The organism is Rothia nasimurium (assembly GCF_035916755.1).
Classification (GTDB): Bacteria; Actinomycetota; Actinomycetes; order Actinomycetales; family Micrococcaceae; genus Rothia.
The window spans coordinates 155094-169168 of record NZ_JAYWIX010000005.1 but is presented as its reverse complement, the minus strand read 5'-3'; the positions used below and the strand labels follow the sequence as shown (position 1 = coordinate 169168).

The following is a 14075-nucleotide window of genomic DNA, read 5'->3' as shown; positions in this document are numbered from 1 at the left end:
GTGCGTCCGGTTATTACACAGAAAGCCACCCCATGAAACTCGAACTGCGCAAGGTCACTAAACGCTTCGGTGACTTTACCGCGAACGACAGCATCGACCTTGTGGTCCGCCCCGGCACAGTACACTGCTTGCTGGGTGAAAACGGCGCGGGTAAGTCCACCCTCATGAACGTTATCTTCGGTCTCTACCAGCCCACCGAAGGCCAGCTGTTCATCGACGACCAACCAGTTGAGTTCTCAGGCCCCTCAGACGCCATGGCAGCAGGCATTGGTATGGTGCACCAGCACTTTATGCTGGTCCCCGTCTTCACCGTTGCCGAGAACGTGGCCCTGGGCTCCGAATCCCTCAAGGGTGGCACCCTCGATCTTGAGACCACGCGCCGTAAGATCCGTGAGATCTCAGACCGCTATGGCTTTGCGGTTGATCCCGACGCCATCGTTGAAGACCTGCCCGTTGGTGTGCAGCAGCGCGTTGAAATTATCAAGGCGCTGGTGCGCGACGCAGAGATTCTGATTCTTGACGAGCCCACCGCCGTGCTCACCCCGGCAGAAACCGACCAGCTGCTGGGCATCATGGACCAGCTTCGCAAGGACGGTAAGTCTTTGCTCTTCATCTCCCACAAGCTCCGCGAAGTTCGTGAAATTTCTGATGACATCACCGTCATCCGCCGCGGCAAGGTCGTAGGTCAGGCTGACCCCTCTATGTCAACCACTGAGCTGGCCTCCCTCATGGTGGGTAAGGCCGTGCAGCTGACCGTCGACAAGTCTGAGGCCCAGACCAACGACCAGACCTTCGCTGTTGAAAACCTCACCCTGGTAGCTGATAACGGCGTGCCCCTGCTCAAAGACGTCAGCTTCACCGTGCACGGCGGCGAAATTCTTGCCGTTGCCGGTGTGCAGGGCAACGGTCAGACTGAGCTGGCAGAATCCATTATCGGACTGCACCCCAAGGCCACCGGGTCAATGAAACTCAACGGAACAGAACTCCTGGGGAAAACCACCAAGCAGGTGCTACGCACCGGCGTCGGCTTCGTACCCGAAGACCGCAGCAAGGATGGTCTCGTTGGGTCCTTCTCTATCTCAGAGAACCTAATCCTCGACCTCTTTGACACCAAAGACTTCTCATCGGCAGGTACTCTCAACCGCACTAAGATCTCTGAAAATGCCGACCGGGCAGGCACCGAGTTTGACATCCGTATGGGTTCTAAAGAGCACGCAGCATCCACACTCTCTGGCGGTAACCAGCAGAAAATCGTTGTTGCCCGCGAGCTCTCTCGCCCCCTAGAACTCTTCGTCGCCTCCCAGCCCACCCGCGGCGTAGATGTTGGCTCTATCGAGTTCATCCACAAGCGCATCGTCGAAGAACGCGACAAGGGCGTGCCCGTCATCATCGTCTCTACCGAACTTGACGAAGTCTACGGACTCGCAGACCGCATCGCCGTCTTCTTCCACGGCGAGCTCATGGGCATCGTCCCGCCCAGCACTCCCCGCTCTGTGCTCGGCCAGATGATGGCAGGAGCTACCTACGAAGAAGCCCTTGTAGCCTCCGCAGAACACGCCGAAGAGGCCCCCAGCGCTTCCCATGCCAAGCACATGGCCACCACCCCCGAGACCCCCTGGGCAGAAGGAGAAGAGAATGAGCGAGCATAAGCCCGCAGCCCCGCAGGTAGACCCTGCCCTCGCTGCCGATACGGCAGTCAAAACCCCGCCCCAGGACGTCCCCTCCCAGCTGGTAGCAACCGAGAAGCCCTCGACCTTCGCCCGCATTGCAGGCGGTAACATCGGCCTCTCCATCGGCGCAGCTCTAGCCGCCTTTATCGTTGGCGGGATTCTCATAGCTTTCACCGACCCGGCCACCCAAAAAGCGGCAGGCTATTTCTTTGCCCGCCCCATGGACACTCTCAGTGCCGGTTGGTCAGCAGCCACCGATGCCTACATGGCTCTGCTCCAGGGGTCTATCTACAACCCCAACGGCAAGACCTTTGCCCAGCAGATTCGACCCATTACCGAAACTTTGACGATGGCGACCCCCCTGATTTTTGCGGGTCTGGCTATCGCTCTCTCTTTCCGAGCCGGCCTCTTCAATATCGGTGCCCAGGGTCAGATTATCCTCGGTGCTATCGTCTCAGGCTGGGTAGCCCTCAACGCCGGACTGCCCCTGCCCGTTATGATTCCTCTTGTTCTGATGGGCGGCATCATCGGCGGTGCCATCTGGGGCGGTATTATCGGTGTCCTCAAGGCCAAGACAGGCGCTCACGAAGTGATCCTGTCCATCATGATGAACTATATCGCCGCTAACCTGCTGACCTACCTGCTTAAAACTCCTGTGCTTCAGCGCGAAGGGAGTGCAAACCCCATCTCAGATCAGGTTGGCGCCAACGCGACGTTCCCGCTCATCCTTGGCCCCTCCTTCCGCTTGCACCTGGGCTTCATCGTCGCTGTTCTAGCAGTTATCTTTGTGAGCTGGCTTCTGAACCGCTCTACCATCGGCTTCCGCCTGCGCGCAGTCGGCGCTAACCCCAACGCAGCCCGCACCGCAGGTATCTCCGTCGCCTCAGGTTACATCATCGTGATGGCTCTCTCCGGTGCCCTCGCAGGTCTCGCCGGTACCGCCCAGGTTTCCGGTACTGAAAAGGTTCTCAGCACCGGTGTTGCAGGCTCACTTGGCTTTGACGCCATCACCGTAGCTCTTCTGGGACGCTCCACCCCCTGGGGTACCTTCTTCGCGGCCCTCCTCTTCGGTGCCTTCCGTGCAGGTGGTGTCTCCATGCAGATCTCAACCGGAACCGACATCGACATCGTTCTGGTTCTTCAGGCTCTGATCGTTCTCTTCATCGCGGCGCCCCCGCTGGTTCGATCCCTGTTCCGCCTGCCCGACCCCACCGGCAAGCCCAAGAAAAAGAAGTCAGCTCAGAAGAAGGCTGTGGAGGCATAACCATGAGCGTCATCGCAACTCCTGAAACCACTACCAGCACTTCAGATGAGAAGCTGGCCGTCAAAAACTGGAAGAACCCCATCATCTACGGGGTGCTGGCAGTACTCGGCACCCTGCTCATCGCCCTCAAGGCACCCCAGAAAACCATTTCACTAGGAATCTCAGACGGGGTGAGCTGGTTCTCAGCTGAACCCATCAACCTCAACCCTCTGGTGTACGGCTGGGTAGCATCTATCGTCATGCTCGCCGTTGCCGGATACGCCCTGGTGACCACCAACGCCGGCAAAACCCTGGGACGCTGGGTAGCCCCCCTCTTCTGGTTTGCCTTCGCCTCCGGCCTGGTAGTCTGGGCCATTGGATCCACCGAACGAGCCTCACTCTCCCTGGTTTCCCTGCTCACTGGCGCAGTGGCCCTTTCCATCCCCATGATTTTCGGTTCTATGGGCGGTCTGCTCTGTGAGCGTTCTGGCATCGTCAACATCGCCATCGAAGGCCAGCTCCTGCTGGGAGCCTTCTCAGCCGTCCTGGTAGGTTCCATCACGAAGAACGCCTGGGCAGGCCTCCTTGCAGCCATGATCGGCGGCATGCTCGTCTCAGCCCTATTGGCTCTCTTCTCCATCAAGTACCTGGTCGACCAGGTTATCGTCGGCGTTGTGGTCAACGTACTCGTTTCGGGTCTCACCGGCTTCCTTTTCGCCCGAGTCCTTGAACCCAATGCCTCCACCCTCAACTCCGCGCCCAAGCTGCCGACCTTCGCCATCCCCGGCCTCTCCGAGATCCCTGTCCTGGGCCCCGTCCTCTTCAACCAGAACGTACTGGTCTACCTCATGTACATCGTGGTAGCCGTCATCTGGTTCGCCCTCAACAAGACCCGCTGGGGCCTGCGCACCCGCGCCGTCGGTGAACACCCCAAGGCCGCCGACACCCTGGGCGTCAACGTCAACCGCCTCCGCGCCACCAACGTGCTGCTGGCCGGTGCCGTAGCCGGTATGGGCGGCGCCTTCTTCACCCTGGTCTCCGTATCCTCCTTCAACTCCGACATGACCGCCGGCCAGGGCTACATCGCCCTCGCCGCGCTCATCTTCGGCCGCTGGACCCCCATCGGAGCCCTCTCCGCCGCCCTCCTCTTTGGCTTCTCCCTCAACCTGCAGTTCGTCCTCTCCATCCTGGGCACCAGCGTGCCCACCGAACTGCTCGCCATGCTGCCCTACCTGGTCACCATCTTCGCGGTAGCCGGTCTGGTGGGGCGCTCCCGCGGCCCCGCCGCAGTGGGCAAGCCCTACATCAAGGAGTAGGCCCGGACGGACGCGTGGCCGCCCCACTTGCACAGCAAGGGGCGGCCACTGCCGTCTTAACATTGTTGGACCTGAGTAGGGAGGTGGAGGCGGACGCCCCTTCGCCGACTAACCTTCTCGCAGGTTCGCAGAGCTCGCTTGATTCATGTAGCCTCGCGGGCTCGGCTAATTCGCAGGGATTTCTATTTCGCTTCGCGGAAAACCCTACTCATCCCAGCCAGTCGGCTACCGGGGCGTCCGCCTCCCCGTACCTGTAGAAAAACAAAGGAAGATACCAATGACTGCACAAGACATTGACTGGAATCAGCTCACCGCTGCCGCCACCGCAGCCCTGGCGAACTCCTACTCGCCCTACTCCAACTTCGCGGTGGGAGCTGCGGCCCTAACCACCGACGGGCGCCTGATTACCGGCGCTAACATCGAAAACGCTTCCTACGGGATTACCCTCTGCGCCGAATGCTCCCTGATTTCTGAGCTCTTCCGCACCGGCGGCGGCAAGCTCGCAGCCTTTGCCTGTGTCGATAAGGACGGCAACGCCCTGATGCCCTGCGGCCGCTGCCGCCAGCTGCTCTACGAACACAGTGCCCCCGGCATGCTTTTGCGCTCCACCAGCGGAGTGCTCACCATCGAGCAGATGCTGCCCGACGCCTTCGGCCCCGATCGCTTAGCTGCCCCCTAACGTCCTTATCTTTCCCGTTCACTGACCGCTTTGCCCAGGCCAAGCCCCGGCGCAAACTGGCATACTGGAAGATAAGACCGAAGACCACAACAACACAGGGCGGGGGAGCGAAGTTGCACCCTGCCGGGAAGGTGAGCGCTTGAGCACCGAAGCTTTCGACGCCGTAGACATTATCCGCACCAAACGCGACCACGGAACCCTCACCAACGACCAGATCGACTGGGTCATCGACGCCTACACCCGCGGCGTCGTAGCCGACGAGCAGATGAGCGCCCTGGCCATGGCTATCTTCCTCAACGGCATGACCCGCGAAGAAATCGCCCGCTGGACCGACGCCATGATCCGCTCCGGCGAACGTATGGACTTCTCATCCATCATCGGCCCCGACAAAAAACTCGCCACCGCAGATAAGCACTCCACCGGCGGTGTCGGCGACAAAATCACCCTGCCCCTGGCCCCGCTGGTTGCCGTCTATAACGTGGCCGTACCCCAGCTCTCAGGCCGCGGCCTGGGCCATACCGGCGGCACCCTTGACAAGCTCGAAGCTATCCCCGGCTGGCAGGCCAACATTTCCAACGAAAAGACCCTCGACATTCTCGGTAGCGTCGGCGCTGTTATCTCAGCCGCAGGTACCGGCCTGGCCCCCGCCGACAAGAAGCTTTACGCCCTGCGCGACACCACCTCCACCGTCGAGGCAATCCCGCTCATTGCCTCCTCCATCATGAGCAAGAAAATCGCCGAAGGTACCGACTCCCTGGTACTTGACGTCAAGGTCGGCTCCGGTGCCTTTATGAAGGACGCCGCGCGCGCCCGTGAGCTGGCAGAGGTCATGGTTGAGCTTGGACAGGGTGCCGGCGTTAAGACCAGTGCTCTGCTCACCAATATGGATACCCCCCTGGGACTGGCCGTTGGCAACGCCAACGAGGTGGCAGAATCCGTTGAGGTGCTCGCCGGCGGTGGGCCTGCCGATATCGTCGAACTGACCGTTGAGCTAGCCCGCGTCATGCTGAAGAATTCCGGCATCGACGCCGACCCCGCCGAGGCTCTTGCCGACGGCCGCGCCATGGATAAGTGGCGCGAGATGATTTCTGCCCAGGGCGGCGACCCCGATGCAGCCCTGCCCCAGGCCCGCGAAACCCACACCGTCTACGCTGACGCAAGCGGCACCCTAAACCGCCTGGACGCCCTGGCCGTGGGCGTGGCGTCCTGGCGTCTGGGCGCAGGCCGAGCCCGCAAGGAAGACGCCGTGCAGCTGGCAGCGGGTATCAACCTGCACGCCAAGCCCGGCGACACCGTCACCGTAGGCCAGCCCCTGATGACCCTGATGACCGACACCCCCGAACGCTTTGAACGCGCCATGGAATCCCTCAAGGACGCCTGGACTATCGGAGGCGATTACACCCCCACCGACCTGATTCTGGATAGAATCAACGCTTAAAACCTCCCTTCGACCCTGCAAGAAAAGAGAAGAACCGTGGGCCTATTCAGCCGCAAAAAAACTCAGGCACCTGCCCCCGCACAGAACACCGCTAGCGACACCGCCCAGCGGGATGTTCTGGCAACCGGCATCGATGCCGAACAGGCGCATACCCCCAAGACCGCTGAGACTGCCCCTGCCCCCACCCGCCTGGGCGCAGGCAAGGGCCTCAAAGCCGTTGTCAAGCTCATGCGCGCCAAGGCAGAGGGCCAGGTGACCCTGAACCTGACCCAGAACGCCAACGACATGAAGTACACCCTCTACCAGCGCGGCCAGGAAGTTGAATCTGGTCTGGTCACCCCCGGTAGCGAATGGTTCCAAGCTGTGGCTGACCTCTACGTTGAGGAAGAAAAGAGCGAGCGCGGTGCCTGGAACCGAGCCCTGGTCGTGGTGAACCCCGCTATCGGCAGCGATGCGGCTGTGCACGCTTCTTTCATGAACACCGCCACCAGCAAGACCCACAACCTCAACTACGCCCTAGATATGGGCGCTGCCCAGGCTCAGCAGGCTGGCGAGGTTGAGCAGGCCGGTGAGGTTGAGCAGGCTGGCGAGGCCCAGCAGGTTGCTGAAGTTGAGAAGAGGCAGGACGCCGCCCCCGCCCCGGTTGCCGCAGGGCAGGAGGAAACCGCCGCTCAGGCTGAGGACCGCATGAGCCGTATCTCAGCCCGTCTGGCCCAGGAGAAGGCAGCGCAGGAGAAGGCTAACCAGAACGAAGCGGAGATGGCTGAAGGCCCCGCTGAGGAAGCCTCAGACATCGCTGAAGAATCGGCTGTAGAGCCTGCACAGGAAGAGGCCCCCGCGGCAGAAGCAGGTAGCGCTGAAGAAGCTGCTGCGGAAGAAGCTACCGTCGAAGAGACTCCCGAAGCAGATGCCGCTTACCAGCAGGGTGCCGTAACCGCCGCTGCCGCCGCAAACTACCCGGCGACTGCTGGCATCCGCTCGGCAGCCCCGGCAGAAGAAGCAGCACCCGCCGAAGATACCGCCCCGGCAGAAGAAGCTGCCGCAGCCAACGAGAATGAGGCCCACCAGCTGCCCACCCACCTGGACGACAGCGAATTCGAAGCCGACGACCAGCCCCAGGCGTCCGCTGCACCGGCTTCAGCCCGCAACCTGCCCGCGTCCGCCCCGGCCCTGGATGCCCCCATGACCGGCACCAGCGTCGATATCGCCCCCTCCTACGCCGAGCACAGCCAGCCCAAGCCCTCTGCCACCAAGAAGGCCAGCGGCAACCTGGTGCTCACCGAGGCCGAAGTGGTCTCCCGCTTCGCACCTGCCTACGAGGCCCTCTTCGGTGCGGACGGTACCGCCCGCGATGTCTCCACCGTGCTGATTCGTGTACGTACTCTGGGCTCCTACTACGACGCCCTGACCCACGTGCGCCGCAACGGCTTCTGGGAGCAGGTACGCACCTTCGACCTGATCCCCGAAGAGACCCTGGCGATTCTGCAGCTCAAGGCAGACTCCTACAAGGAAGGCCAGGGCTCACCCCTGGCCATCAACATCCGCTTCACCCCCGGCACCCCGGTCGAGGCGTCCTTCGACTACGCCGATGAGGAAGCCTTCGTGCGCTACCCCGAGCACCTGCCCGCCCAGCAGTACGTAGAGGAGCTGCGCATGTTCCCCCGCACAGGCGAGAACATCCCGGCCCACATGAGCGAGGCCCTAGCCGCCTGGACCTTCTAGGCCCACTTACCTCTCATCTGAAGCGCCCGCCCCGAAAGAGCCCCGGCCTTTTCGGGGCGGGCCACTACGAAAGAACCTTCCCCGCATGACCGCACCCACGCCCACCCTGACCTGGCTACAGAAACTCCCCAAAGTCTGCCTGCACGACCACCTCGATGGTGGCCTGCTGCCCGAGACCCTCATCGAGCTAGCTGACCAGGTGGGCCACACCCTGCCCGCGACCGACCCGCAGGAGCTGGGGGAGTGGTTCAAGCAGGCAGCAGACTCTCGCTCCCTGGCCTGCTACCTAGAAACCTTTGAACACACCGTAGCCGTCATGCAAACCGCAGATAACCTGCGCCGGGTCGCCCGTGAGCACGTACTGACCCTGGCCGCCGACGGCGTCATCTACGGCGAGGTGCGCTGGGCCCCTGAACTGCACCTGCGCGGCGGGCTAACCATGACCCAGGCCGTTGAAGCGGTCGCCGACGGACTCATGGACGGTATGGAGCAAGTAGGTCGGGCCGGCGGGCGCATCCTGGTCAACCAGATTCTGTGCGCCATGCGCCACCAAAATAACTCCCTGGAGGTCGTCAAAACCGCCCTGGTCTACCGGGCCCTGGGCGTGGTGGGCTTCGACCTTGCTGGGCCTGAGGACGGCCACCCTACCTCGGCCCACGCAGAAGCCCTGAACCTTGCCGCCGAGCACTTCCTGCCCGTCACCCTGCATGCCGGTGAAGCCTTTGGCCTGGCCTCTATTCGTGAAGCCCTGGTCACCGGCCGGGCCCTGCGACTGGGCCACGGCGTCCGCATCACCGAAGACATCACAGCCCGCACCCTGGCAGAGATCGACCCCGACGGCTCCCTAATGCCCGGCGCTGACCCCGGTCAGACCGTCCTGCAACTGGGCGAGGTCGCCGAAGCTATCAAAAACCGCCGTATCGTGCTGGAAACCTGCCCCTGCTCCAACCTGCAGACCGACGCCGCCGAAAAAGCCAGCAATGTGGGGCAGAAGAAGGCCTTTGAACCGGCCCTCAGCCACGAAGAGCACCCGGCGGCCCTGCTTCTGCAGGCCGGGTTCGCGGTTACCATCAACCCCGATAATCGCCTAATGAGCGCCACCAGCATGACCCGGGAATTCGCCGAACTCGCCACCCACCAGGGCTTTGGCCTACCCGAATTCTTCGAAGTCACCTACAATGCCGTCAACGGAGCCTTCTGCTCCTTCGATGAAAAACAGGCCCTGCTCACCAGCATCCAGAGCGCCTACGGGCAGCTGGCCCTCGAAGAGCAGGGTCGGGCAGACACCGACAAGGAAGAGCATCGCGGCGCATGACCCGGTCAAAACAAGAGCACCCCGCCCCCGCGCCAGAACCCGGTGACCTCGGGAGCAACTTCGAGCACCTGATGGGGCTCATGCAGACCCTCCGCAGCCCCGACGGCTGCGCCTGGACGTCCGCCCAAACCCACGCGTCCATCATGCACTACCTCATCGAAGAAACTTACGAGGTCGCCGAAGCCGTTGAAGCCCCCGGCGGAGTCAACCTGCCCCTGCTGCGCGAAGAACTGGGGGATGTGCTGCTCAACGTCATCTTCCACGCCACCATAGCCGCCGAAACCCCCACCGCGCAGGGCGGCTTCACCATGCAGGACGTCATCGACGGGCTCGCCGCCAAACTGGTGCGCCGTAACCCCCACGTCTTCGCATCCACCGACCAGGGCCGCGAAAAGCTCAACGCCGCCGATATCTACGACGCCTGGGACCGGCTCAAAAAAGCCGAAAAACCCGAACGCACCGGCCCCTTCGACGGTCTCCCGCCGGCCCTGCCCGCGCTCGCCCTCGCCGCCAAGGTCGCGGAGAGAGCCGAGACCGCGGGGGCTGACTTTACAGGCGCGGACGCCGATGGGCAGCTCCCAACCTTCGCCAACGAGCAGGAGCTGGGCGCCTACCTCTACGAGCTGGCAGCCTCTACCCGCACCGCCGGGCTCGATGCGGAGCGGGCCTTGCGGACCTATGTGCAAGGGTTGATTCGGTAAAAGTAATACGCCGCATACGGTTCGGTGACTTTATCCCATGAGGTAGTTGTGACCCGTTGGTCAGAATCCCACAAAACCTCAGAAGTGCTGAAGAAAACCGTTGGAAATGTTGAATTCCTGTGTGCTTATGTGGGTTTTTTGGTAGACTAGGGGCATAAACGCGCGCGGGCTCCACGGCCCGATCAGCAACCGGCTGTAGCGCTATATAGCCATTTTCATTTCTCATCCTTCAAGGAGCATTTTCATGGCTTTGATTACCGCAGTTCACGCTCGTCAGATTCTTGACTCACGCGGCAACCCCACCGTTGAGGTTGAGGTTCTGCTCGAAGACGGCGCTTTTGGCCGTGCAGCAGTTCCCTCAGGCGCATCCACCGGTGAGTGGGAAGCTGTAGAGCGCCGCGACGGCGACAAGGCTGTTTACCTGGGCAAGGGCGTTCTCGGCGCTGTCTCTGCAGTGATTGAAGAAATCGCTGAAGAGGTTATCGGCATCGACGCAACCGACCAGCGCGCTGTTGACGCTGCCATGATCGCCCTGGACGGCACCAACAACAAGGGCAAGCTCGGCGCAAACGCTATCCTCGGCGTTTCCATGGCCGTTGCTAAGGCAGCAGCTGAGTCCTCAGACCTGCCCCTCTACAAGTACCTGGGCGGCCCCAACGCTCACGTCCTGCCCGTTCCCATGATGAACATCCTCAACGGTGGCTCACACGCTGACTCCAACGTTGACATCCAGGAATTCATGATTGCCCCCATCGGCTTCGACACCTTCTCCGCTGCCCTGCAGGCTGGCGTTGAGGTTTATCACGCCCTTAAGAGCGTTCTGCACGACCGCGGCCTGTCCACCGGTCTGGGTGACGAGGGTGGCTTCGCTCCCAACCTCGACTCCAACGCTGCAGCTCTTGACCTGATCATCGAGGCTATCGAGAAGGCTGGCTACAAGCCCGGTGAAGAAATCGCCCTGGCTCTGGACGTCGCTTCTTCCGAGTTCTACAACGATGGTGCCTACGACTTCGAAGGCCAGAAGAAGTCCGCAGCTGAAATGTCTGCCTACTACGCTGACCTGGTTGCTAAGTACCCCCTCGTTTCCATCGAGGACCCCCTGGACGAGAACGACTGGGACGGCTACAAGACCCTCACCGCCGAAATCGGCGACAAGGTTCAGATCGTTGGCGACGACCTCTTCGTGACCAACCCCGAGCGTCTGGCTCAGGGTATTGAGGGCGGCGCTGCTAACGCTCTGCTCGTGAAGGTAAACCAGATCGGTTCACTGACCGAGACCTTCGATGCTATGAGCATGGCTCAGCGCAACGAGTATCGTTGCATGGTTTCACACCGTTCAGGTGAGACCGAGGACGTCACCATCGCTGACCTGGCTGTTGCTACCAACGCTGGCCAGATTAAGACCGGTGCTCCCGCCCGCTCCGAGCGCGTTGCTAAGTACAACCAGCTGCTGCGCATCGAGGAAGAGCTTGGCGATCAGGCTGTTTACGCAGGCAAGGGTGCTTTCCCCCGCTTCGCAAAGTAGTCTGCCCCCTCTCTAAAGTAAGAGAGTAAGGACGCCCGTGCCCCGGCCAGGTTGCCCCCTGGCCGGGGCACTGCCCTTTAAGGACAAGGGCAGGAACCGTTCAGCGGGTGCCCAGTTCAGACGGTAGAATAGGAAAATCACGGACGAGAGGGTAGGAAGAACACTTATGGCGCGCACACCGGGTAAGAAACCCAACCCCATCGCAGCCTTTTTTGGCTTCGGCCTGGGGAATCCGGCGTCCGCCCCCTCTCGGGAAAATCAGGCCAAACCCCGCCGCACCCGGGCAACTAAGCCCCTGCGCGCCGAGACCACCGCAGAAACCCCCTCGCAGGAGCTGGGCAGCCCGGTGGCCGCCCACTCCTTTAGCGGGCACTTCATTACCTTCGCTATTGTGCTGGTGATTATCGCCCTGTCGGTCTACACCCCGCTGACCTCCTTCATCCGCCAGCAAAATGAAATCAACGACGCCAAGGCCAGCATCGCCGCCCTGCAGGCAGAGCAGGATTCACTGAACGCCCAAGTCAGCTGGTGGCAGGACGACAACTACGTCAAGCAACAGGCCCGCAGCCGTCTCTTCTACGTACAACCGGGGGAGACCCCCTACCTGGTGGTAGGCGTGGACTCCACCAGCGAACTGGCGGACGACACCAGTGCGGCCGCTAAAACCGCCCCCAAAGACTCCTGGACCACTAAACTCTGGGGCTCCCTGCAGCTGGCAGCCGAAGACACCTCCGTCAGCAGCCCGGCCCCCGGCACCTCAAGCAGCCCTAGTGCCGGCCCCTCAGCTAGCTCTAGCGCTACCGCCACCAACCGCTAGCGCCGGTAGACTAGAGAAACCAGCACAATCTTCTAAGGACACCATGACCACACCCGCGAGCACCGACCACCAGCCCCACGGCTTCGGGGTCACCGCCGAAACCCTTACCCCCACCGAGCTTGACCTGAAAGTGCTCTCAGCCCAGCTGGGGCGCACTGTGCGCGATGTCGTAGAAATCCCGGCCCGCTGCGTCTGCGGCAACCCCCTGGTCGCCGCCACCGCCCCGCGCCTGGCCAACGGCTCACCCTTCCCCACCACCTTCTACCTGGCCCATCCCGTCATCACCGCCGCAGCCTCCCGCCTTGAGGCAGAAGGCGCCATGTACGAGATGACCGACGAAGTTGCCGACGACGAAAGTAAGGCAGCCGCCTACCGGGGCGCCCACGAAAACTACCTGGCAGAGCGCGAACGCATTCGCGTCAAAGCCGGTCTAGAAGAAGTACCCGAAATTGAGGGTGTTTCAGCCGGTGGCATGCCCACCCGCGTCAAGTGCCTGCACGCCGTGCTCGGCCACACCCTAGCCGTTGGCCGCGGCATCAACCCCTACGGGGATGCAACCCTCGACCTCATCGCTGAGTGGTGGACCCCCGAAACCTGCCACTGCGACCCTGCCTGGCGCGACTAGCAGCCCACCGGCGTCCGCCCAACCCTAACCTAACCTGCCCTACGAGTCACCGGGAGTAACCATGCGCGTTGGCGCTATCGACTGCGGAACCAACTCAATTCGCCTGCTCATCGCCGAGGCCGAAGCCACCGAATACGGCTTTGTGCTCACCAACCTTGAGCGTCGCATGAAAATTGTGCGCCTGGGCAAGGGCGTGGACGCCACCGGCTGGCTAGCCAAAGAATCCCTGGAACGCACTTTCGCAGCGGCCCGTGAATACGCTGAACTTCTGCGCGAGTACGGGGTAGAGCAGGTGCGTTTTGCCGCAACCAGTGCCACCCGCGACGCGGGCAACCGCCAGATTTTCATCGATGGCATCCGCGAGATTCTGGGGGTAGAACCCGAGGTCATTACCGGCCGGGAAGAGGCAGAACTGTCCTTTGCAGGTGCCGTCTCGTCGGTGGGAAACACCGACGAGATGACCCTGGTGATTGACCTGGGGGGCGGCTCCACCGAGTTTGTGCTGGGAAACAAGGACGGCCTGGCCGCAGCCCGCTCGGTTGATATCGGCTGCGTGCGTATGACCGAACGCCATATTAGCTCCGACCCGGCCAACGTCACCCAGGTATCCCGCGTCATTGCAGATACCGACCGGGCTATCGCAACCGCAAGTGCCTCCGTTGACCTATCGGCGGCCCGCCGCGTCGTGGGCGTAGCGGGAACCGTTACCACCGTGGCAGCCCACGTGATGGGCCTTGACGCCTACGACCCCGAAAAAATCGACCGCGCCGAGATTGCCATCAAGGACATCTCCCGGGCCGCTGCCGACATGGTTGCGATGACCAGCGCGGAGCGCGCCGCCCTGCCCTACATGCACGAGGGCCGGGTGGACGTCATCCCCGCAGGGTCGGTTGTCTGGGCTCGCATCGTCGAGCGCATCAACGCCCTCACCGGGGGAGCGGTTACCAGCGCTATCACCTCAGAAAAAGACATCCTCGACGGTCTGGCCCTGTCGGTTGCCGAACGCGCCAGCTGCTAGGAACCG

The 14075-nt window shown here is 62.2% G+C and carries 12 protein-coding genes; all 12 read left to right on the top strand.

Annotated features, from left to right (window positions below; genetic code table 11):
- Positions 1-32 precede the first annotated feature (32 nt).
- Positions 33-1649, top strand: coding sequence for an ABC transporter ATP-binding protein (locus tag VSX42_RS06915; protein ID WP_326503590.1), 1617 nt, complete (start codon positions 33-35; stop codon positions 1647-1649).
- A complete protein-coding gene (locus VSX42_RS06910; RefSeq protein ID WP_326503589.1) occupies positions 1636-2934 on the top strand; it encodes an ABC transporter permease in 1299 nt (432 codons plus the stop codon). Before VSX42_RS06915 ends, VSX42_RS06910 begins: the two co-directional genes overlap by 14 nt.
- A 2-nt stretch (positions 2935-2936) precedes the next feature.
- Complete coding sequence (locus VSX42_RS06905; RefSeq protein WP_326503588.1) at positions 2937-4229, top strand: ABC transporter permease; 1293 nt, start codon at positions 2937-2939, stop codon at positions 4227-4229.
- Between the two features lie 277 nt (positions 4230-4506).
- Positions 4507-4908 carry a cytidine deaminase gene (locus VSX42_RS06900; protein ID WP_326503587.1) on the top strand — a complete coding sequence of 134 codons (402 nt, stop codon included), beginning with the start codon at positions 4507-4509 and terminating at the stop codon, positions 4906-4908.
- Positions 4909-5047: 139 nt separating this feature from the next.
- Entirely contained in the window at positions 5048-6346 is a 1299-nt protein-coding gene (locus tag VSX42_RS06895; RefSeq protein ID WP_326503586.1) for a thymidine phosphorylase, read from the top strand.
- A gap of 36 nt (positions 6347-6382) precedes the next feature.
- On the top strand, positions 6383-8068 hold the full coding sequence (locus VSX42_RS06890; protein ID WP_326503585.1) for a hypothetical protein: 1686 nt from the start codon (positions 6383-6385) through the stop codon (positions 8066-8068).
- 85 nt (positions 8069-8153) lie between these two features.
- Entirely contained in the window at positions 8154-9383 is a 1230-nt protein-coding gene (locus VSX42_RS06885; RefSeq protein ID WP_326503584.1) for an adenosine deaminase, read from the top strand.
- Entirely contained in the window at positions 9380-10084 is a 705-nt protein-coding gene (locus tag VSX42_RS06880) for a MazG nucleotide pyrophosphohydrolase domain-containing protein (RefSeq protein WP_326503583.1), read from the top strand. The genes VSX42_RS06885 and VSX42_RS06880 overlap by 4 nt, the downstream gene beginning before the upstream one ends.
- A gap of 244 nt (positions 10085-10328) precedes the next feature.
- Complete coding sequence (gene eno / locus VSX42_RS06875; RefSeq protein WP_135013140.1) at positions 10329-11609, top strand: phosphopyruvate hydratase; 1281 nt, start codon at positions 10329-10331, stop codon at positions 11607-11609.
- Positions 11610-11775: 166 nt separating this feature from the next.
- Positions 11776-12426, top strand: coding sequence for a septum formation initiator family protein (locus tag VSX42_RS06870; protein ID WP_326503582.1), 651 nt, complete (start codon positions 11776-11778; stop codon positions 12424-12426).
- Between the two features lie 43 nt (positions 12427-12469).
- A complete protein-coding gene (locus tag VSX42_RS06865; RefSeq protein ID WP_326503581.1) occupies positions 12470-13051 on the top strand; it encodes a DUF501 domain-containing protein in 582 nt (193 codons plus the stop codon).
- A gap of 61 nt (positions 13052-13112) precedes the next feature.
- Complete coding sequence (locus tag VSX42_RS06860) at positions 13113-14069, top strand: Ppx/GppA phosphatase family protein (protein ID WP_326503580.1); 957 nt, start codon at positions 13113-13115, stop codon at positions 14067-14069.
- Positions 14070-14075 lie beyond the last annotated feature (6 nt).

Bases quoted from the DNA above. Each gene is read 5' to 3' on its own strand.
- VSX42_RS06915 (WP_326503590.1), top strand. From the start codon at position 33: ATGAAACTCGAACTGCGCAAGGTCACTAAACGCTTCGGTGACTTTACC.
- VSX42_RS06910 (WP_326503589.1), top strand. From the start codon at position 1,636: ATGAGCGAGCATAAGCCCGCAGCCCCGCAGGTAGACCCTGCCCTCGCT.
- VSX42_RS06905 (WP_326503588.1), top strand. From the start codon at position 2,937: ATGAGCGTCATCGCAACTCCTGAAACCACTACCAGCACTTCAGATGAG.
- VSX42_RS06900 (WP_326503587.1), top strand. From the start codon at position 4,507: ATGACTGCACAAGACATTGACTGGAATCAGCTCACCGCTGCCGCCACC.
- VSX42_RS06885 (WP_326503584.1), top strand. From the start codon at position 8,154: ATGACCGCACCCACGCCCACCCTGACCTGGCTACAGAAACTCCCCAAA.
- VSX42_RS06880 (WP_326503583.1), top strand. From the start codon at position 9,380: ATGACCCGGTCAAAACAAGAGCACCCCGCCCCCGCGCCAGAACCCGGT.
- eno (WP_135013140.1), top strand. From the start codon at position 10,329: ATGGCTTTGATTACCGCAGTTCACGCTCGTCAGATTCTTGACTCACGC.
- VSX42_RS06870 (WP_326503582.1), top strand. From the start codon at position 11,776: ATGGCGCGCACACCGGGTAAGAAACCCAACCCCATCGCAGCCTTTTTT.
- VSX42_RS06865 (WP_326503581.1), top strand. From the start codon at position 12,470: ATGACCACACCCGCGAGCACCGACCACCAGCCCCACGGCTTCGGGGTC.
- VSX42_RS06860 (WP_326503580.1), top strand. From the start codon at position 13,113: ATGCGCGTTGGCGCTATCGACTGCGGAACCAACTCAATTCGCCTGCTC.